Genomic DNA, 19,213 nt, shown 5'->3' with positions numbered 1-19,213 from the left:
GAACGCAAAACTGGCCTTTCGGTCCCGAATCACTACATTGAGCCGCATGATGAGCGGTTACGACGATATTCCCTTCTTCGATGAAGACCCGCAGCTCGGCACCTCTGCGGCCGCACCCGCGCCGAAAGCCGGCGGCGGATCGGGTCTTGGCATCGCCGCGCGCGCCATGGCGGCGCGCGACGCCAACCGTGCGCCCGATTACCTCTCCGGCCTCAACCCGGAACAGCGTGAAGCTGTCGAGACCCTCGACGGGCCGGTTCTGGTGCTTGCGGGTGCCGGTACCGGCAAGACGCGGGTGCTGACGACCCGCATCGCCCATATCCTTGCGACCGGCCGCGCCTATCCGAGCCAGCTTCTGGCGGTGACCTTTACCAACAAGGCCGCGCGCGAGATGAAGGAACGTATCGGCCTGCTCGTGGGCGGCGCCGTGGAAGGCATGCCTTGGCTCGGCACCTTCCACTCCATAGGCGTGAAGCTGCTGCGCCGGCATGCCGAGCTCGTCAGCCTGCGCTCGGACTTTTCCATTCTCGACACCGACGATGTCGTGCGGCTGATCAAGCAACTGCTCCAGGCGGAGAACATCGACGACAAACGCTGGCCGGCCAAGCAGTTCGCTGGCATGATCGACGGCTGGAAGAACAAGGGCCTCGACCCCGCACAGATCCCCGAAGGGGACGCCCGCGCCTTCGCCAACGGCAAGGGCCGCGAACTCTACACCGCTTACCAGAACCGCCTGAAGACGCTGAACGCCTGCGACTTCGGGGACTTGCTTCTGCATCCGATCCGCATGTTCCGCGCCAATCCGGACGTGCTGGCGGAGTACCATCAGAAGTTCCGCTACATCCTCGTTGACGAGTACCAGGACACCAACACGGCGCAATATATGTGGCTGCGCCTGCTCGCCCAGCGCCCGAAAGGCACGCCGCAGAACGTCTGCTGCGTGGGCGACGACGACCAGTCGATCTACGGCTGGCGCGGCGCGGAGGTGGACAACATCCTGCGCTTCGAGAAGGATTTCCCCGGCGCCAAGGTCATCAAGCTGGAGCGTAACTACCGCTCCACCGCCCATATCCTCGGTGCCGCCGGCCACCTGATCGCCCATAACGAGGACCGGCTCGGCAAGACCCTCTTCACCGACCGGCATGACCCCGATGACGACAAGGTCGTGGTCCACGCAGCCTGGGATTCGGAGGAAGAGGCGCGCGCCGTCGGCGAGGAAATCGAGCAGCTTCAACGCAAGCAGCACAAGCTGAACGACATGGCCATCCTCGTGCGCGCCTCCTTCCAGATGCGCGAATTCGAAGATCGTTTCGTCACGCTCGGCCTCAATTACCGTGTCATCGGCGGCCCGCGCTTCTACGAGCGGCTCGAGATCCGCGATGCGCTCGCCTATTTCCGCCTTGTCAGCCAGCCGGCAGACGATCTCGCCTTCGAGCGCATCGTCAACACGCCCAAACGCGGCCTCGGCGATACGACGATCCGCAACCTGCATGACTATGCCCGCGCGCGCGACATACCCATGCTCGCCGCCGCCGCCGATATCATCGAGACCGACGAGCTGAAACCAAAGGCCCGCAAGTCGCTGTTCGACGTCGTCACCGATTTCCGCCGCTGGCAATCGCTGCTGGAGACGATGCCGCACACCGAGCTTGCCGAGCAGATCCTCGACGAGAGCGGCTATACCGCGATGTGGCAGGCCGACAAGTCGGCGGAAGGTCCGGGGCGCCTCGACAACCTCAAGGAACTCATCCGCTCGATGGAAGCGTTCGAATCCATGCGCGGCTTTCTTGATCACGTCTCGCTGGTCATGGATGCAGAGCAGAATGCCGATCTCGACGCCGTCTCGATCATGACGCTGCACTCGGCCAAGGGCCTCGAATTCGAGACTGTGTTCCTGCCAGGCTGGGAGGAAGGTCTGTTCCCCCACCAGCGTTCGCTCGACGAGGGCGGCCGCTCCGGGCTCGAGGAAGAACGCCGCCTCGCCTATGTCGGCATCACGCGCGCCAAGCGCCGCTGCCACATCTGGTTCGTTTCCAACAGGCGTATTCACGGCCTGTGGCAATCGACGTTGCCATCCCGCTTCCTCGACGAACTGCCGGACAGCCATGTGGAGGTTGCGGAGGTCGAGCAGTCCTATGGCGGTTATGGCCGCGGCGGCGGCTATGGCCAGTCCCGCTTCGACAAGCAGGAGCCGTTCCAGAACGCCTATTCGACGCCCGGCTGGCGGCGTGCGCAGGCAAACCGCACCGACGCGACGCGCGACAACTGGGGCTCGCGCTCCGGTCACGCCGTGGAACGTATCGGCTACGGCGAAAGCGGCCCCCGCGGCCGCACCATCGAAGGAGAACTGATCGCCAAGTCGGCGACCAGCGAGCCGTCGAAATTCGCCATCGGCGACCGCGTCTTCCACCTGAAATTCGGTAACGGCAATATTGCGTCGATCGAGGGCAACAAGCTGACCATCGATTTCGACCGTGCCGGCCAGAAGCGCGTGCTCGACGGCTTCGTCGAAAAGGCCTGACGGGGCCGAGGCCGGCCCCGCGGCTTTATCGATGGATCAGGATGCCTTGCGCATCGTACCCAAACGCGCGGCGCGCTCTTCCGGCGTCCAGATTTCGCTGCCGTCACGGCGACGGGCCCGACGGTTGAGCTGGAAGCGGTTGACGAGATCGCTGAGCTTGACCGCGCCTTCGGCCAGCGTCTGGCTCGTGGCAGTCGTGCGCTCCACCATCGCGGCGTTCTCCTGCGTGATGCGGTCGACATCGGAGACGGCGGCACTGATCTCCTCGAGGCCCGCAGCCTGCTCCGCGGCGGAAGTCGCGATGGCATCGACATTCTCGTCTATCTTCTGCACGAAGCTTCCGATTTCCTGCAGCGCCCGGCCGGTTTCGCCCACGAGGCGCACGCCATCCTGCACTTCCGTGCCTGAATTGGTGATCAGCGTCTTGATCTCGCGGGCTGCCTTGGCGGAGCGCTGCGCGAGCTCGCGAACCTCCTGCGCGACGACAGCAAAGCCCCTGCCCGCATCGCCCGCACGCGCCGCCTCGACCCCGGCATTGAGCGCCAGAAGATTGGTCTGGAACGCGATCTCGTCAATGACACCGATGATCTGGCCGATCTCGCTGGAGGCGGCCTCGATGCGCTGCATCGCGCTCACTGTGTCGTTGACCACCTGGGCCGAGCTGCTGGCGGATATGCGCGCATCCTGCACGAGCTGACGCGTCTCGCGCGTGCGCTCGGTGGAGGAACGCACGGCGATGGTCGCCTGCGTCAGCGCGGCGGCCGTCTCCTCCAGCGCAACGGCCTGCTTGCGCGTGCGCTCGGAGAGCTCCTCGGCGGCCTTGCGCATGTCCTGACCGCTGCGGTTCTGCACATAGGTCTGGTCGAGAACGAGCGAAAGCGTGTCCTGGAATGCCGCGATCGAATTGTTGAAGTCACGCCGTAGCGGCTCGAATTCGCTCACGAAGGCGTCGTCGATCGTAACGCGGATATTGCATTCGGCAAGGCGCCCGAGCCCTGCCCCGATTTCCGAGATCGTGCGCACGCGCTCCGTCACATCGGTCGCGAACTTCACGACCTTGAAGACCTTCCCGTCAGCATCCAGAATCGGGTTGTAGGAGGCCTGGATGTGAACGCTGCTGCCGTCCTTGGCGATACGGGTGAACTGGTCCGAAACGAATTGCCCTTCGGCAAGCCGCTCCCAGAACCGCGCGTATTCCGGGCTCGCGGCATAATCGCGTGTGCAGAACATGGAATGATGGCGGCCAACGATTTCCGCAAGGCTGTAGCCGAGCGTTGAAAGGAAATTGGCATTGGCCGTGAGGATGTCGCCCTCGGGCGTGAATTCGATGACGGCCTGCGCGCGGCCAAGAGCCGCGAGCTTGCCCTCGTCTTCCAGCGCCTTGAGCTTCAAGCCGGTGATCTCGGTCGCGAACTTCACGACCTTGTAAGGCTTGCCTCCACGGAAGACCGGATTGTAGGACGCCTCTATCCAGATCTCGCGGCCGCCCTTGGCGATGCGCCGGTACTGGCTGCGATCGAAATTGCCTTTCGCCAGATTGGCCCAGAAAGTCGCGTAGGCAGCCGACTGCGCTTCTTCCGGCGCAACGAAAATGCGGTGGTTCTTGCCAACGATCTCCGCCAGCGTATAGCCGACCGCCTGGAGGAAATTCCCATTGGCATGGAGGATGCGGCCTGTCAGGTCGAACTCGATGATCGCCTGCGAGCGGTTCACCGCCGCAAGAACGGCGCGCGCATTCATTCCGAAATCAAAAGCACCCACGTATCACCCCAGAGGAAACACAATACGCCGCAGCTCGATCTGCGGCAACACCAGAAATCGCCTAAAATTCTTAGCGATTGCTAAACCAAGGCGGCGGGAAAGCTGACATTTGATAAAAATAGGTGCAGTCGCCGACATGGCTCACCCTGAAAAACAAAAACCGGCGCATTGGCACCGGTTTTCGTATCAAGAGAATGGGCGATGCTTCAGGCGCCTGCCTTGCGATAGAGCGCTGCGAGCTGGTTGCGCGAAGAAGGCAGTTCCGGCACCACGACAAGCATCGTGACATGGCCGCGCTTGAAGGCGTTCAGGAAGGGTTCGTAGTTCTGGAAGGCGACGCAGCCATGCGATCCCTTCTGCCCGCGCAGGAGGTTGGTGTGGGTGAGCAGGCCCGTGCGGTTCTTCGGGTCGCGGCCATCGACCGACAGCATGCGGATCGCCTCGACGCCGTGGAAGCGGCTTTCACGCATCCGCAGACGATAGATGCCGGCCGGCGTCGGGCCGTTCATCTTGACGTGCTCGTAGCGCGGGTTGTCGCGCATCTTGCCGATGCCGGAATGGGCGCGCAGCTTGGTGCCGTCAGGCATGTGAACGGTGGCGTTGGACACATCGTAGATCGCAACCCGCGTTCCCTTGCCGGGCCACCCGGAACCGTTGCCCTTGCTCTTGAAGAGATCGCCAAACAGCGAGCGCTCCGGCTTGGCGAAGGCGACATCCTCGTCCTTGTCCTTCGCCTCATCGCGCTTTGTGCGGGCGACCGGCTTTTCCTCGGCGGCCGGCTTGCGCTCGATCGTCACCGTCTCCAGCGCCGGTCGTGCCTCGGGCAACGGGATCGACGCCAGGAAATCCTCGTCTTCGTCCTCGGCGTCCGGCTTCGCCATAACGAGGCCGAACGGCTGGATGTTCTTGCGGCCCGAGTCATCCGGCAATAGCGCCGTAACCAGCGCAGGCTGCCCTGTGATCGCCTTCTCCTGTTCGACCGTACGCTCGGCGCGGGCAAAGGCGGCCTCGATCATCATCGCCTTCTGCTTCTCGCGCTTGACGGCCGAGGCGAGCTGGACGGAGATCTTGCGCTGGTGCGCGGCCTGGATCGCCTCGGCGGTCAGCTGCTTCTGGCGGATATCGCTCTCGGACGGCGGCGACAGACGCGAGAACTTGGCGATCTTGAGATTGCGCTCGGCCTGGATCTTGTCGTCCGAAACCGGTTGCCCATTCACCGAGAGGGCAAGGTGCTTCTTGCTCTCCGAAAGCGATGAGGCTGCTTGCTGCATGGCCCCGAGCGTCGAGACGACGGCCCAGGCAGACCCGGCAAAAACGCCGCAGGCAAGCAATGCGCTGACAAGAATACCCCCGGAACGACCCCGACGGGATTTCGACGCGGAACGCGCGGAACTGTACACAGACGCCATGATACTCGTTACCCGATACTCGTTACTCGGCGCGGCCGCAGACAACATCCTGCGGAAGCCGTTACGCTTGCGGCGGGTGGGGCTGTGCGCCTCCGATTCCTGCCGAACGGGTAAAGAATGACGAAATATGGTAAGCAATTCCTTTACGGCGCCCCATGTTTTTGCGGGAACAGGCCGGGCGGATCCTCATCGCCCGGCAAGGCTCCCTGTCATGGAAATGCGGCGCTCGCGTGTCCGCCGGTGATCGGCTCCCTAGAACTGGGGATGCCGGCTCAGCCAGTCCGTCGCCTTCTCATAGCGCGCGGCCATGGAAAGCACGTCCCGATCCGCCCGCGCGGGGCCGATGATCTCGATACCGGCGGGCAAGCCGTTCGCGCCGAAACCGGCCGGCATGGCCGCAACCGGAAGCCCGGCGAGCGTCGGTCCGATGACCACTTCCATCCAGCGGTGATAGGTGTCCATGGACCTTCCGGCTATGCTCTTCGGCCAGTCCAGTTCGGCATCGAACGGGAAGACCTGCGCCGACGGCAGGACAAGGAAATCGTAGCGCTCGAAAAGGCCGGCGACGTAGCGATACCATTCGCTGCGCCCGAGCGAGGCCGCGTAGACCTCCCCCGCCGACAGCCGTTGGCCGTTCTCCACCTCCCAGATCATTTCCGGCTTCATGCGTGCGCGGCGCGCGGGATCGGCATAATCAGCCGCCTGACCGTTCGACACGAGGAAATGGCGAAGCGTCCGCCATGTCTGCCAGAGCGCAGCCATGTCGAAACCGGGCGCCACCTCCTCCACCGTGCAGCCGAGCCGCCGGAACACGTCGAGCGAAGTGCGGCACAGCTCCAGCACACCAGGTTCGAACGGCAGATAGCCGCCGAAATCACCGAGCCAGCCGATGCGGGCGCCGGAAAAATCGCGGCTGGCGTCCGGCGAAAGGTCCTCGTCAGCGAGCGAGAGCGGATCGCGCGCATCGTAACCGGCCTGCGTAGCGAGAAGTGCGGCGACATCGGCAACGGTGCGCCCCATGGGGCCATTCACCGCGAGTTGGCCAAGAAAGAGTTCCGTGCTGAGCGACGGCACGCGGCCGAAGGACGGGCGGAAACCGACGACATTGTTGAAAGCGGCGGGGTTGCGCAGCGAGCCCATCATGTCGCTGCCGTCGGCGACCGGCAGAAGATGCGCGGCAAGCGCTGCCCCGGCGCCGCCGGACGAGCCGCCCGCACTCTTCGTGGTGTCATAGGGATTGCGGGTGACGCCGAACACCGGATTATAGCTGTGCGAGCCCAGGCCCATTTCCGGCGCGTTCGTCTTGCCGATGATGATGGCGCCAGCGGCACGGATGCGCTCGACCTGGATATCGTCGTAGTCAGGCACGAAATCAGCATAGTTGGCCGAGCCGAACGAGCAGAGAATACCCTTGGCCTCGGCGAGATCCTTCACGGCGAAGGGAATGCCGTGCAGCCAGCCGTGATAATCGCCGGCCGCAAGCGCCTTGTCAGCCGCCTCGGCCTCGGCCAGAAGCGCGTCGGCCGGCCGCAGGCTCACGACAGCGTTGATGCGGGGATTGATGGCCTCGATCCGCAACAGATACGCCGCCATGACGCTTCGGCAATCGAGCCGACGTTCGGCGATGGCGGTGGAAAGATCAAGGGCGGAAAGGTCTGTAATGTCCTGCAAGGTCTGCTCCGGCAATCTGTTCGAGCAAGAGCTAGCAGGTGGAAAATCGAAGCGCCAGCCCGCGTATGGACGCTGCTGCGCATCATATGACTATGGTCATTCACATAGTCGCGCCGGCGACGACCATGTGGCGGATTTAGATCGGAAGAATCGGCGTGCTGCTGTCAGGGCGCAGCCCGCGTCCTGGACGACGAACTGCTGGCCGCCATCATGGCGGTTGCGCTACCTACGCTCGCCGCTTCCGAAAGGTCAAGCCGTCACACCGCAACCGAAACGAGGAGGTTACCGGGCAGTTAAGCCTGCCATGTGTTGTGTCCCGCTTCCCTATCTCGGCGTCGGTCCCTGTCGTGAGAGATGCCGCGGGAAGACCGCAACCACGAAAGCGACAGCGGCCTCCAGCGCCGTCTCGCGTGTCGTACCGTCGCCCATCAGCAGGCGCAGCCACAGGCCCTCCATCATGGCGCAGAGTGACAGCGCCATCGGCTCCGGCCGGTAATCGTAACCGCCCTCCGCCTTCAGTTCGGTGCAAAGGGCGATGACCGTCTCGCGATATCTGATATCCCGTGCGCCGCAGAGGGCCTGGTAGGTCGGACGCGACTTGGCCTCGCCCCAGAAGGCACCCCATGCGGCAATCTTGCGTTTCGTACAAATCTTTCTGCTGAAATCCGCACGCACGAGCGCCCAGAGGCGACTGGCGGCGCTGGGGCCGGCCTTGTCGAGAGCCGACTGCCAGTGGTCGCTGTACTCCTCCGAAAGGAACTGCAGCGTGGCGACGAGCAGGTTTTCCTTGCTCTCGAAATGGAAGTTGACGATGCCCCGGGAAAGCCCCGCACCAACGGCCACATCCGCCAGTGTCGTGTCGGAATAACCGCGCTTGGCGAGTGAATCGATTGTGGCTTCGATGAGCTGCTGGCGCCGCGTCTCCCTGGAGGCCTTGCGTCCCCGCTTCTCGCCGTCGATCGCGACCTGTTCAGCTTCGTCTGCGCGCATTTTCGCCGTCACCTTGCCTCTGGGATCGATCAGCATCCGCTCACGCGCGGTTGTCCGAAGCCGCCATGCTGAACGCAGCAAAGCGGGACAATGCCCGCCGCTGTCAAGAACCTTTTGACAGCGTCCGGCAGGCCGCTACGGATCAGAACTGGAATGACTTCGAGACCGCTCAGCCTGGCGCTGCCGGCAGGGCATAGCTGGCGAAAAGCCGACGCAGCGCCTCCTTGCCCTCACCGGCAAGATCGAAGCGGCGGCCGAACAGCAGCCATTCCGAACAGAGGCCCTTGATTACCCAGCGAAGCATGGAAGCCGCGGAGCGGGGCGTCCAGGTGGTTCCGAGCTTGCCCTGTCCTTCGGCTTTCGCAAAGGCGGCTTCCAGCACCTGCATATGCTCATCGTCGAGATCGTTCTGACGCTCGGAGATGACGGAAAACTCGCCGGTGTGGTCGCAGCGCAGGAGAATCGAGAGAATGCGCTGGCGGTGCTCGTCGGCAGCAAGCAGTTCGAGCCACTCCCTGCCCACACGCTCCAGAACGCCGAACACATCGGCATTTTCGGCTTCCAGTTCGCGTGCGATCAGCTCTTCCTGCGGCATGGGCAGGGAATTGTAGAGTTCCAGCACCAGATCCGCGCGGTTGGCGAAGTGCCAGTAGATGGCGCCGCGGGTTACCCCCGCGGCGCGCGCCACATCCTCCATGGAGGCGTGCGCAACACCCTTTTCGTAAAAGACCTTCTCGGCCGAGAGCAAAATCTGCTCGCGGGTTTCCTTGGCCCTGTCCTTGGTCCGACGCATGCGGCTTACTCGGCCGGGTTGGTTGCAGCCGGAACCGGCTCCTCCTTCTTTCTCCCGTAGCCAAACAGCTTCATCACGAAGACGAAGAAGACCGGCACGAAGAAGATGGCAAGCACCGTCGCGGTGATCATGCCGCCCATAACGCCGGTACCGATGGCGCGCTGGCTGCCCGAGCTCGCACCCGTCGCGATCGCGAGCGGCAGAACGCCGAGCGTGAACGCAAGCGAGGTCATCAGGATCGGTCGGAAGCGCAGATGGCAGGCTTCGATGGTCGCCTCGATCAGCGATCTACCGTCCTCCATAAGCTCCTTGGCGAACTCGATGATCAGGATCGCGTTCTTCGCCGAAAGGCCGATGATCGCGATCAGGCCCACCTTGAAGTACACGTCATTCGACATGTCGCGCAGCGTGACCGCGATGACCGCGCCGATGACGCCGAGCGGCACGACGAGGATGACCGCGAACGGGATCGACCAGCTTTCGTAAAGAGCAGCAAGGCACAGGAAGACCAGAAGGATCGACAGACCGATAAGGATCGGCGCCTGCGAGCCCGACTGGATTTCCTGCAAAGACTGCCCCGTCCACTCATAGCCGAAACCGGGCGGAAGCTGGGCGGCAAGCCGCTGCATTTCCGCGATGGCATCGCCCGAGGAGAAGCCCGGCTTGGTATCGCCACTGAAGCGGATGGAAGGATAGCCGTTGTAACCCACCGTCTGCGTCGGAGCTCTCACCCATTCGGCAGTCGCGAAAGCCGAGATCGGCACCATACCACCGCTCGAGTTGCGAACGTTGAGGTTCAGGAGGTCGGCAACCTGCATGCGCTCGTTCTGGTCTGCCTGCACCGTCACGCGCTGCATGCGGCCGGCATTCGGGAAGTCGTTCACATAGGTCGAGCCGAGGTTGGTCGAGATCGTGCTGTTGATATCGGCGAAGGTCACACCGAAGGTGTTGGCCTTCTCACGATCGATCATGACATTGACCTGCGCGGCGTCCGGCATGCCTTCGACGCGAACGCCGGCGACAATATCGCTCTGCGCGGCAAGGCCGAGCAGCTGCTGACCGGCGGCCGAGAGGGCTTCCTGACCAAGACCGCCACGATCCTGCAAGCGGAAGGAGAAACCGCCCGTCGTACCGAGGCCCTGGATCGGCGGCGGCGACAGTGCGAAGCTGATCGCATCCTTGATCTGGCTCATCGCCATGCTGGCACGCCCGGCGATTGCCTGCGCGGCATCTTCCGGTCCGCGCTCGCTCCAGTCCTTCAGCGTCACGAAGGCCAGGCCGGCATTCTGGCCCGCACCGAAGAACGAGAAGCCGTTGATGCCAACGATCGTGTCGACCGCAGCCTCCTGCCCGAAGATTTTCTCGGTCTGGCTGAGCACTTCGTCCGTGCGGTGGCCGGTGGCCTCCGAGGGAAGCTGCATCATCACGATGACGAAGCCCTGGTCTTCATCCGGCAGGAACGAGGACGGCAGCTTCAGGAACATGTAGCCGAGGCCAGCGAGGATCGCGAGATAGATGACCATGAACCGGCCGGCACGACGAACCAGCCAGCCGACGCTTCCGCTATAGCCCTTCGACGTGCGGTCGAAGCCGCGGTTGAACCAGCCGAAGAACCCACGTTTGGCGTGATGATGCCCTTTCGGCACCTGCTTCAGGAAGCTGCCGGCGAGGGCCGGAGTCAACGAGAGCGCGAGGAAGGCCGAGAACAGGATCGACACGACCATGGTCAGCGAGAACTGCTGATAGATGACGCCGACGGCGCCCGGGAAGAAGCCCATCGGAATGAACACCGAGGCAAGCACGAGCGTGATACCGATGACGGCACCGGTGATCTGCTTCATCGCCTTGCGGGTCGCCTCCTTCGGCGGCAGCCCCTCTTCCGACATGATGCGCTCGACGTTTTCAACGACGATGATGGCATCGTCGACGAGAATGCCGATGGCAAGCACCATGGCGAACATCGTGAGCACGTTGATCGAGAACCCCATCGCAAGCATCACGGCGCAGGTACCCAGCAGCGCAACGGGAACGACGAGTGTGGGAATGATCGTGTAGCGGATGTTCTGCAGGAACAGGAACATCACGAGGAACACGAGCCCGACGGCCTCGAGCAGCGTGTGCAGAACCTTTTCGATCGAAACCTTCACGAACGGCGAGGTGTCGTAGGGGATGGAATATTCCAGACCCGGCGGGAAGAACCGCGACAGTTCGTCCATGCGTGCCTTGATCGCTTCCGACGTCGCCATGGCGTTGCCGCTTGGCGAAAGCTGAACGCCGATGGCGGCGGAAGGCTTGCCGTTGAGGCGCGTGGAGAACGAGTAGGTCTCGCCACCCACTTCCACACGCGCGACATCACGCAGACGAACGGCCGAACCGTCGGCGTTCGCACGCAGCACGATGGCGCCGAATTCTTCCGGCGTCGTGAGCTGGCCGCGGATGTTAACGGGAGCAGCAATCTGCTGGGTGATCGGATTCGGCTGGGCGCCGATGGAGCCGGCCGCGATCTGCGCGTTCTGCGCCTGAACTGCGGCCGTAATGTCGGCAGCCGTCAGATTGAGGCCGAGCATCTTGGCCGGATCGAGCCAGACACGCATGGAACGCTGCGTGGCGAACAGCTGTGCACGGCCCACGCCGGGCACACGCTGGACTTCCGAGAGGATATTACGGTTGAGATAGTCGCCGAGAGCGATCGCATCCATGGAACCGTCGGTGGAGGTCAGCGACACGATGAGCAGGAAGCCCGAACCGGCCTCCTCCACCTGCACGCCCTGGCGACGCACCGAGTCGGGAAGACGCGGCTCGACGCGGCTGACGCGGTTCTGCACGTCCACCGATGCCTGCGACGGATCGGTGCCCGGCGCGAAGGTGATGTTGATTTCGGCCGAACCCGAGGCACTCGAGGTCGATTCGAAATAAAGCATGCCGTCCACGCCGTTCAGCTCATCCTCGATGAGCTTGGTGACGCTCTGGTAGGTGTCCTGCGACGACGCCCCGGCATAGGAGGTGGAAACAGAAATCTGAGGCGGAGCGACATCCGGATACTGCGAAATCGGCAGCAACGGGATGGAGATGGCGCCGGCGATCATGATGAAGATCGCGACCACCCAGGCGAAAATCGGCCTGTCGATGAAAAAACTGGGCATCGTTTCGGTCCTTACTTCGCCTGCTCGGTCTTGGCGGCGTCAGCACCTTCGGCCTTGCCGGCTTCGTCTGCCTTCGCATCGTCAGGCTTTTCGTCGCCTTCGGTGGCAGCACCTTCGGCGCCCTCTTTCTCCGCATCCTTTGCCACGGCATTCGGATCCCACGGGGACGGGACGACCTCGCCGCCGGGCTGAACCTTCTGGAAGCCCTCGACGATGATGGTTTCGCCATCCTTCAGGCCATCGGTGATGACCCAGCGCGTTCCGGCGGCGCGGCCGACACGGACCGGGCGGATACCGGCCTTGTTGTCGGCAGTGACGACGTAGACGAGCGCACTGCCCGAACCGTCGCGCTGAACGGCCTGCTGCGGCACCATGACAGCGCCCTTTTCAACACCCTGCTCGATCTGGACGCGGACATACATGCCCGGCAGAAGGTCGCCGTCGGGATTGGGGAATTCGCCGCGCAGCGTCACCTGGCCTGTCGTCTCGTCGACGGCAGCCTCGGAGAACAGCAGCTTGCCGGGCTGCGGATACGGCGATCCGTCATCGAGAAGCAGCTTCACGGCGGCGGAGTTGTTGTCGGCCATCAGGTCGCCGTCCTCCAACGCCTTGCGAAGGCGGATGAGGTCGGTCGCGGACTGGGTGAAGTCGGCGTAAACCGGATCGAGCTGCTGGATGGTGGCAAGGTTTTCCGTGCCGTTTGCCGAAACCAGCGCACCTTCCGTGATCAACGCGCGGCCAATGCGGCCGCTGATCGGCGCCTTTACCTCTGTGTATTCGAGGTTCAGCTTGGCGGTGGCAAGACCGGCTTGCGCGCTCGCGACATCCGCATCGGCCTGAGCCAGTTTGGCCACGGCGTCGTCATAGTTCTGGGCGGAGGCAACGTTCGACTTCTTCAGCTGGTCCTGGCGCGCTGCGTCGTTCCTCGCCTGGGCCTGAGTGGCCTGGGCTCGCCGCAACGTGGCTTCGGCACTATCGACCTGCAGCTTGAATTGCGCCGGATCGATCCGATAAAGAACATCGCCTTCCTTGACCTGCGAGCCCTGCTCGAAAACGCGCTCGACGATGATGCCGGATGCACGCGGGCGAACTTCCGCCGTGCGGGTCGCAGCGATGCGGCCGGGCAACTCGTTGGTGATCGGCACATCCTCGGCCTTCACGGTGATGACGGCCACGGCCGGCGGCGGAAAGGCAGCGCCGCCCTGCGGCGCCTGCTCTTCCTGACATCCTGCGAGAATCAAAACGGCGCCAAGGGTCGCAATCGAAATCGGTCTCGTGAAACGCATCGGTTCTTCCATAGAAGGCGCCGGCAAGTGCGGCTGGGTGCTGAAAACGAACAGATGCGGTGGTCGATAGGACCACCGCATCGCAACATACAAACACGGCTGTATGTTAATTCCCGCCTTTTGACAATCCGGCGTACGTGCCGGAAACACGATGATTCGGCGCGATCACGGATTTGTGATGAGGGGCCTCAACGTATCGCCTGCCCCGCCGTATCGAAACGATGTGTCTGATCTGCCGACGGCGTTGCGAAAACCACATCGCCGACGGCGTAATGATGCTCGCCGAACAGTCGCACCGTCAAGGTGCCGATGGCCTCGGATTCGAGATAGACGATGGTGTCGGCACCGAGATGCTCGACATGCACGACCTTGCCCTGCCATGTTCCGGCTTCGCGCGACAGTGCGATATGCTCGGGCCGTACACCGATCGTCTTCGCATCGGTGACGCCCATCCGGCCGGCATCGACGAAGTTCATGCCGGGAGAGCCGATAAAGCCAGCGACGAAGAGATTTGCCGGGCGGTTGTAGAGTTCCATCGGCGACCCGACCTGCTGGATGACGCCAGCATCGAGTACCACGATCTTGTCGGCGAGCGTCATCGCCTCGACCTGATCGTGCGTGACATAGATCATCGTTGCCTTGAGTTCACGATGAAGCCTTGCGATCTCGAGACGCGTGTTGACGCGCAGCGCCGCATCGAGGTTGGAGAGCGGCTCGTCGAACAGGAACAGTTTCGGCTCCCGCACGATAGCGCGTCCAATGGCGACGCGCTGACGCTGGCCGCCCGAGAGTTCGGCGGGGCGGCGCGCAAGATACTGTTCGAGCGACAGCATCGAAGATGCCTTTGCGACGCGCCTCTCGATCTCGTCTTTCGGCGTGCCGGCCTGCTTGAGGCCAAGGCCCATATTGTCCTTGACGTTCAGGTGCGGATAAAGCGCGTAGGACTGGAACACCATGGCGATGCCGCGTTTGGCCGGCGGCACCGCCGCCACCTCTTCGTCATCGATGGTAATGGAGCCCGACGTCGCATCCTCGAGACCGGCGATGATACGCAGCAGCGTGGACTTCCCGCAGCCCGACGGCCCGACAAAGATGACGAATTCGCCATCCTTCACATCGAGGTCGATGCCCTTGAGCACGTCGACCGGGCCAAAGGACTTGCGGACGGATTTGAGTTGAAGAGAGCCCACGCGATATCCCCTAGAGCTTGACCGGCTGGCCGGTTCTGACACTTTCATCCGCCGCAAGGCAGATCTTCAGCGATTGCAAGGCGTCGTCCATATGCCGCGTGAGATCGATGTCCTCGCGGATGGCCTTCAGCACATAGGCCTGTTCCCGGTCGCAAAGTTCCTGATGGCCGGGTTCGCCCGCCATCGTCATGTCCTCGTCCGGCGACAGGAACTTGCCGTCCGGCCCGGTTGCCGCATTGTGCACGCGGATCACGGCGGTCTTGGTGTGCGTGTCGATGTCGTCGGACTTGGCATTTGGATCCATGACGATGGAGACCGAACCGTTCGGCGACATGACGTCCTTCACGAAAAACGCCGTTTCCGAGATCATCGGGCCCCAGCCCGCCTCATACCAGCCGAGCGAACCGTCATCGAACAGCACCTGCAGGTGGCCGTAATTGTACATGTCGGCCGCGATCTCGTTCGACAGGCGCAGCCCCATGCCGCGCACCTCGACGGGCTTGGCATCCGTGATCTGGCACATCACATCGACATAGTGCACGCCGCAATCGACGATCGGCGGCGTGGTGTTCATCAGCGCCTTATGGGTCGCCCAGGTCGCGCCACTCGACTGCTGGTTCAGGTTCATGCGGAAGACATAGGGGCCGCCGAGCTTGCGCGCCTCCTCAATCAGCCGCATCCAGGAAGGATGGTGGCGCAGGATGTAGCCGACGACGAGCTTGCGGCCGTTGGCCTTGGCGCAGGCGACGACGCGCTCCGCATCCGCCACCGTGGTCGCCAGCGGCTTTTCCACGAAGACATGGGCGCCGGCTTCCATCGCCGCCACCGCATAGTCGGCATGGCTGTCGGAATAGGTGCTGATCGAGCAGAGCTCCGGCTTGACCTCTTTGAGGGCATCAAGAAAGGACGGATGGATCTCGTAGCCTTCCAGCCCGGCCGGGACCGGCACCTTCGATCGGTTGACCAGCCCGACGAGCTCGAAACCCGGATTTTCATGATAGGCGAGCGCATGGCTCCTGCCCATGTTGCCGAGGCCGGCGGAAAGGACACGGATGGGGGTCATGGCAGAACTCACTTTACAGCTCCCGAAGTGATGCCGCGGATCAATTGCCGCGAGAAGACAAGGTAGAGGACGAGGACCGGAAGGATGGCGAGCGACAGCGCCGCCAGAACCGCGTTCCAGTTGGTCACGAACTGGCCGATGAAGAGCTGTGACCCAAGCGTGACCGTCTTGGTCGCCTCGCTCGGCGCCAGGATCAGCGGGAACCACAGGTCGTTCCAGATCGGGATCATCGTGAAGACCGCAACCGTCGCCATGGCCGGCCGCACCAGCGGCAGCACAAGGCGGAAGAAGATCGCATATTCCGAGAGACCGTCGATGCGCCCGGCATTCTTGAGGTCGTCGGAAACGGTGCGCATGAACTCGGACAGGATGAAGACGGCGAGCGGAATGCCCTGCGCGGTGTAGACGAGGATCAGCGCCGTCAGCGTGTTGACGAGCCCGGTCGCCACCATGCCCTGGAGGATCGCAACCGTGCCCAGCCGGATCGGGATCATGATGCCGAGCGCGAGATAAAGTCCCATCAGCGTGTTGCCGCGGAAGCGATATTCGGAGAGCGCGAAGGCGGCCATAGCGCCGAACAGCAGCACCAGCGCGATGGCGACCACCGTGACGATGAAGCTGTTCTGGAAATAGGACGCAAAATCCCCCTGCCCCAGAACCGTCGTGTAACCCACGAGATCGAAGGTCTCGGCCGTGGGAAGCTGCATCGGATTGCGGAAGATCGCATTGCGGCTCTTCATCGAATTGATGAGCGTCAGGAACACCGGAAAGACCGCGATGAGCGTGTAGCCGATCAGCGCGAGGTGAACGAGGGTCGTGCGGCTGAGCGAAGCGCGTGCCTTGGACATGTCAGGCCCTCCCGATCAGAACTGGTAGCGGCGCATGCGCCGCTGGATGACGAAGAGATAGAGCGACACGCCCGCGAGGATGATCAGGAACATGACCGTCGCGATCGTCGCGCCCATCGAGCGGTCCCCGAGCTGGAGCTGGAAACCGAAGAAGGTGCGGTAGAGTAGCGTGCCGAGAATGTCGGTCGACTTGTCAGGACCGGCGAGCGCACCCTGCACGGTATAGACCAGGTCGAAAGCATTGAAATTGCCAACGAAGGTCAGGATCGAGATGATGCCGATGGCCGGCAGGATCAGGGGCAGCTTGATCTTCCAGAACTGGCTCCAGCCCGTCACGCCATCGCATTCCGCGGCTTCGATCACCTCTTCGGGGATGTTGAGAAGCGCTGCGTAGATCAGCATCATCGGGATGCCGACATATTGCCAGACAGAGATGAGCGAGACCGCGATCAGCGCTGTATTCGGCTTGCCGAGCCACGGCGAGAAGAACGACTTCAGGCCGACGAGGTCCATCAGATAGGGCGACACGCCCCAGATCGGCGAGAGGATCAGCTTCCAGATGAAGCCGACGATGACGAAGGAAAGCAGCGTCGGCAGGAAGATGGCCGTGCGGTAGAAGGCGGCGAAACGCAGCTTGGGAATTGACAGCATGGCGGCGAGTGCGACACCGATCGGGTTCTGCACCAGCATATGGATAGTAAAGAAGATGAAGTTGTTCTTCAGCGCGTTCCAGAAATCCGCCGCCCAGCGTGCATCGCCGAACAGGACTTGGAAGTTGGCGAGACCGACGAAAGCCGGTTCGCCATCCACCGTGTTGAACAGCGAAAGGCGCAGCGTCTCGATCAAGGGCAGGATCATCACCGCGGAATAGACAAGGAGCGCCGGCAGCAGGAAGACGGCGATATGCCAGCGCCTCGGGCGCCGGATCGGCGCCATCGTCTCGCGGGAAGAAGTTGCGTCGCTCATAAAGCCTGCCCCATCCGGTTGTTATTCGTTGAATGCCCGCAGGAACGGACGCCGTGCGCGGTCGGCTGTGCCGCACAGGGCCAAGGTCAGCATACACGTCTGGCTTGAGGCCGCTGCCCCGTTTTTTGCTGGGCATATGATGTCCGCGTGCGGCAAGTCCGGCGCGAAGCCCTGCTCCTGCCCGCCGGTGTCCCTTCCCGCGAATGCGGCGAGAGAACACCGGCTGCAAGTCTTGAGCCCCTCTCCCCGCTTGCGGGAAGAGGATCAGGGCGGGGAGCGATCCCCTACCCCTCAGCAACCCGCCTTACTTCGCGGGCTTGTACCAGCTGTCGAGGCCCTTCTGGAGCTTCTCCGCAGCGACTTCCGGCGTGTCCGTGCCGTTGATCACGTTGGCGGATTCCGTCCAGGTCTCGTTTTCCAGGTTCGGCGTGCCGCGCGACAGAATCTGGTAGGTCGAGCGGATCGTCGGCTGGCACTTTTCGCGCCAGGAAACGAATTCCTGCGCCAGCGGGTCGTTCATCTTCACCGCCGTCGAATTCAGGCTGAAGAAGCCTGGCAGCGAGTTGGCGTAGATGTCGGCGAATTCAGGTGAGGCGACGAAGGTCAGGAATTTCTTCGCAGCTTCCGCATTCGGGCTCTTGGCGTTAAGGCCGATGCCGATGTCGTTGTGATCCGAGATGTAGCAGGTATCGCCTTCGTTCTTCACCGGCGGCGGGAACGCGCCCATCTTGAACTGGGCCTGCGTGTTGAACAGGCCGATTTCCCACGAGCCGGCCGGATAGATCGCGGCGCGGCCGAGCGTGAACAGGTTCTGGCTGTCGGGATAGGTCTGCGCCTCGAAGCCGTCGCCGAGATAGTCCTTCCACTTGGCAAGAACGCGGAACGGCTCGACCCACGGCTCGTCGGTCAGCTTCTGCGTGCCGGCGATCAGCGCCTTGCGGCCTTCTTCACCCTTCCAGTAGGTCGGGCCGATGTTCTGGTAGCCCATGGTGGCGGCTTCCCAGAGGTCCTTCGTGCCCATCGCCATCGGCGTGTAGTTGCCGTTCTCCTTGATCTTGTCGAGGACGGCGAAGAACTCGGCTTCCGTCTTCGGCACTTCCACGCCGACTTCCGCGAAGGCGTCAGCATTATAGATGAAGCCGTGGATGACCGATGCCATCGGCACGCAGAAGGTCGTCGCGCCGTCATCCGTCGTCCATGCGGACTTGGCGACGTCGGAGAAGTTCTCCATGCCCGGCAGATCGTTCAGACTAACGAGGTGCTTCTTGTTGAAGAGTTCGAGCGAGGCGTCGAACGGACGGCAGGTGATGAGATCGCCGGCCGAACCGGCGTCGAGCTTGGCATTGAGCGCAGCATTGTACTCGGTCGGGGCCGAAGGCGAGAACACGACCTTGATGCCCGGGTTCTTCGCTTCGAAGGCCGGGATGATCTTCTCCTGCCAGATCGACAGGTCGTCGTTACGCCAGCTTTCCACCGTCAGCGTCACGTCCTGCGCATGCGCAAGCCCGGCCGTGCCGAGCATGCTGGAGGCCAGAAGCAGGCCCTTGATTGCGTTGCGTGTCATGTCATTCT

13 protein-coding genes are annotated in these 19,213 nt (G+C 62.9%); 1 reads left to right on the top strand and 12 read right to left on the bottom strand.

What is annotated here, in order from left to right; translation table 11 throughout:
• The first annotated feature begins 46 nt into the window (after nucleotides 1-46).
• Nucleotides 47-2,521 carry an ATP-dependent helicase gene (locus MNR02_RS06140; protein ID WP_241948832.1) on the top strand — a complete coding sequence of 825 codons (2,475 nt, stop codon included), beginning with the start codon at nucleotides 47-49 and terminating at the stop codon, nucleotides 2,519-2,521.
• 36 nt (nucleotides 2,522-2,557) lie between these two features.
• On the opposite strand, the gene MNR02_RS06135 is transcribed toward MNR02_RS06140, so the two are convergent.
• The 12 genes from MNR02_RS06135 to MNR02_RS06080 form a co-directional block, all read right to left on the bottom strand.
• Entirely contained in the window at nucleotides 2,558-4,261 is a 1,704-nt protein-coding gene (locus MNR02_RS06135; protein WP_241948831.1) for a PAS domain-containing methyl-accepting chemotaxis protein, read from the bottom strand.
• 227 nt (nucleotides 4,262-4,488) lie between these two features.
• Nucleotides 4,489-5,553, bottom strand: coding sequence for a DUF2778 domain-containing protein (locus tag MNR02_RS06130; protein WP_241948460.1), 1,065 nt, complete (start codon nucleotides 5,551-5,553; stop codon nucleotides 4,489-4,491).
• A 390-nt stretch (nucleotides 5,554-5,943) separates the two neighbouring features.
• The gene (locus MNR02_RS06125; protein ID WP_241948459.1) at nucleotides 5,944-7,362 is read right to left on the bottom strand and encodes an amidase; all 1,419 of its coding nucleotides are present in this window, start codon (nucleotides 7,360-7,362) and stop codon (nucleotides 5,944-5,946) included.
• A 324-nt stretch (nucleotides 7,363-7,686) separates the two neighbouring features.
• Nucleotides 7,687-8,352, bottom strand: coding sequence for a TetR family transcriptional regulator C-terminal domain-containing protein (locus MNR02_RS06120; protein ID WP_241598522.1), 666 nt, complete (start codon nucleotides 8,350-8,352; stop codon nucleotides 7,687-7,689).
• A 169-nt stretch (nucleotides 8,353-8,521) separates the two neighbouring features.
• Nucleotides 8,522-9,145 carry a TetR family transcriptional regulator gene (locus MNR02_RS06115; protein WP_241948458.1) on the bottom strand — a complete coding sequence of 208 codons (624 nt, stop codon included), beginning with the start codon at nucleotides 9,143-9,145 and terminating at the stop codon, nucleotides 8,522-8,524.
• Between the two features lie 5 nt (nucleotides 9,146-9,150).
• Nucleotides 9,151-12,288 (bottom strand): efflux RND transporter permease subunit, encoded by a 3,138-nt coding sequence (locus tag MNR02_RS06110; protein WP_241598520.1) that lies wholly within the window; start codon nucleotides 12,286-12,288, stop codon nucleotides 9,151-9,153.
• A gap of 11 nt (nucleotides 12,289-12,299) precedes the next feature.
• The gene (locus MNR02_RS06105) at nucleotides 12,300-13,586 is read right to left on the bottom strand and encodes an efflux RND transporter periplasmic adaptor subunit (RefSeq protein WP_241948457.1); all 1,287 of its coding nucleotides are present in this window, start codon (nucleotides 13,584-13,586) and stop codon (nucleotides 12,300-12,302) included.
• A gap of 176 nt (nucleotides 13,587-13,762) precedes the next feature.
• Nucleotides 13,763-14,764 (bottom strand): ABC transporter ATP-binding protein, encoded by a 1,002-nt coding sequence (locus MNR02_RS06100; RefSeq protein WP_241948456.1) that lies wholly within the window; start codon nucleotides 14,762-14,764, stop codon nucleotides 13,763-13,765.
• 10 nt (nucleotides 14,765-14,774) lie between these two features.
• Nucleotides 14,775-15,827, bottom strand: coding sequence for a Gfo/Idh/MocA family protein (locus tag MNR02_RS06095; protein ID WP_371746720.1), 1,053 nt, complete (start codon nucleotides 15,825-15,827; stop codon nucleotides 14,775-14,777).
• Between the two features lie 8 nt (nucleotides 15,828-15,835).
• Nucleotides 15,836-16,675 carry a carbohydrate ABC transporter permease gene (locus MNR02_RS06090; protein WP_241948454.1) on the bottom strand — a complete coding sequence of 280 codons (840 nt, stop codon included), beginning with the start codon at nucleotides 16,673-16,675 and terminating at the stop codon, nucleotides 15,836-15,838.
• 15 nt (nucleotides 16,676-16,690) lie between these two features.
• Nucleotides 16,691-17,641 (bottom strand): carbohydrate ABC transporter permease, encoded by a 951-nt coding sequence (locus MNR02_RS06085; protein WP_241598508.1) that lies wholly within the window; start codon nucleotides 17,639-17,641, stop codon nucleotides 16,691-16,693.
• Nucleotides 17,642-17,945: 304 nt separating this feature from the next.
• Complete coding sequence (locus MNR02_RS06080; protein ID WP_241948453.1) at nucleotides 17,946-19,205, bottom strand: ABC transporter substrate-binding protein; 1,260 nt, start codon at nucleotides 19,203-19,205, stop codon at nucleotides 17,946-17,948.
• Between the last annotated feature and the right edge of the window lie 8 nt (nucleotides 19,206-19,213).

The sequence above is a fragment of the Shinella sp. H4-D48 genome (genome assembly GCF_022637395.1).
In the GTDB taxonomy this organism is placed as follows: domain Bacteria; phylum Pseudomonadota; class Alphaproteobacteria; order Rhizobiales; family Rhizobiaceae; genus Shinella; species Shinella sedimenti.
This window is presented reverse-complemented; position numbering and strand designations above follow the sequence as displayed.

Coding starts and splice junctions, on each gene's coding strand:
- MNR02_RS06090 (WP_241948454.1), bottom strand. CDS start 16,675: ATGTCCAAGGCACGCGCTTCGCTCAGCCGCACGACCCTCGTTCACCTC.
- MNR02_RS06085 (WP_241598508.1), bottom strand. CDS start 17,641: ATGAGCGACGCAACTTCTTCCCGCGAGACGATGGCGCCGATCCGGCGC.
- MNR02_RS06140 (WP_241948832.1), top strand. CDS start 47: ATGATGAGCGGTTACGACGATATTCCCTTCTTCGATGAAGACCCGCAG.
- MNR02_RS06110 (WP_241598520.1), bottom strand. CDS start 12,288: ATGCCCAGTTTTTTCATCGACAGGCCGATTTTCGCCTGGGTGGTCGCG.
- MNR02_RS06130 (WP_241948460.1), bottom strand. CDS start 5,553: ATGCAGCAAGCAGCCTCATCGCTTTCGGAGAGCAAGAAGCACCTTGCC.
- MNR02_RS06105 (WP_241948457.1), bottom strand. CDS start 13,586: ATGGAAGAACCGATGCGTTTCACGAGACCGATTTCGATTGCGACCCTT.
- MNR02_RS06120 (WP_241598522.1), bottom strand. CDS start 8,352: ATGCGCGCAGACGAAGCTGAACAGGTCGCGATCGACGGCGAGAAGCGG.
- MNR02_RS06080 (WP_241948453.1), bottom strand. CDS start 19,205: ATGACACGCAACGCAATCAAGGGCCTGCTTCTGGCCTCCAGCATGCTC.
- MNR02_RS06135 (WP_241948831.1), bottom strand. CDS start 4,261: ATGAATGCGCGCGCCGTTCTTGCGGCGGTGAACCGCTCGCAGGCGATC.
- MNR02_RS06115 (WP_241948458.1), bottom strand. CDS start 9,145: ATGCGTCGGACCAAGGACAGGGCCAAGGAAACCCGCGAGCAGATTTTG.
- MNR02_RS06095 (WP_371746720.1), bottom strand. CDS start 15,827: ATGACCCCCATCCGTGTCCTTTCCGCCGGCCTCGGCAACATGGGCAGG.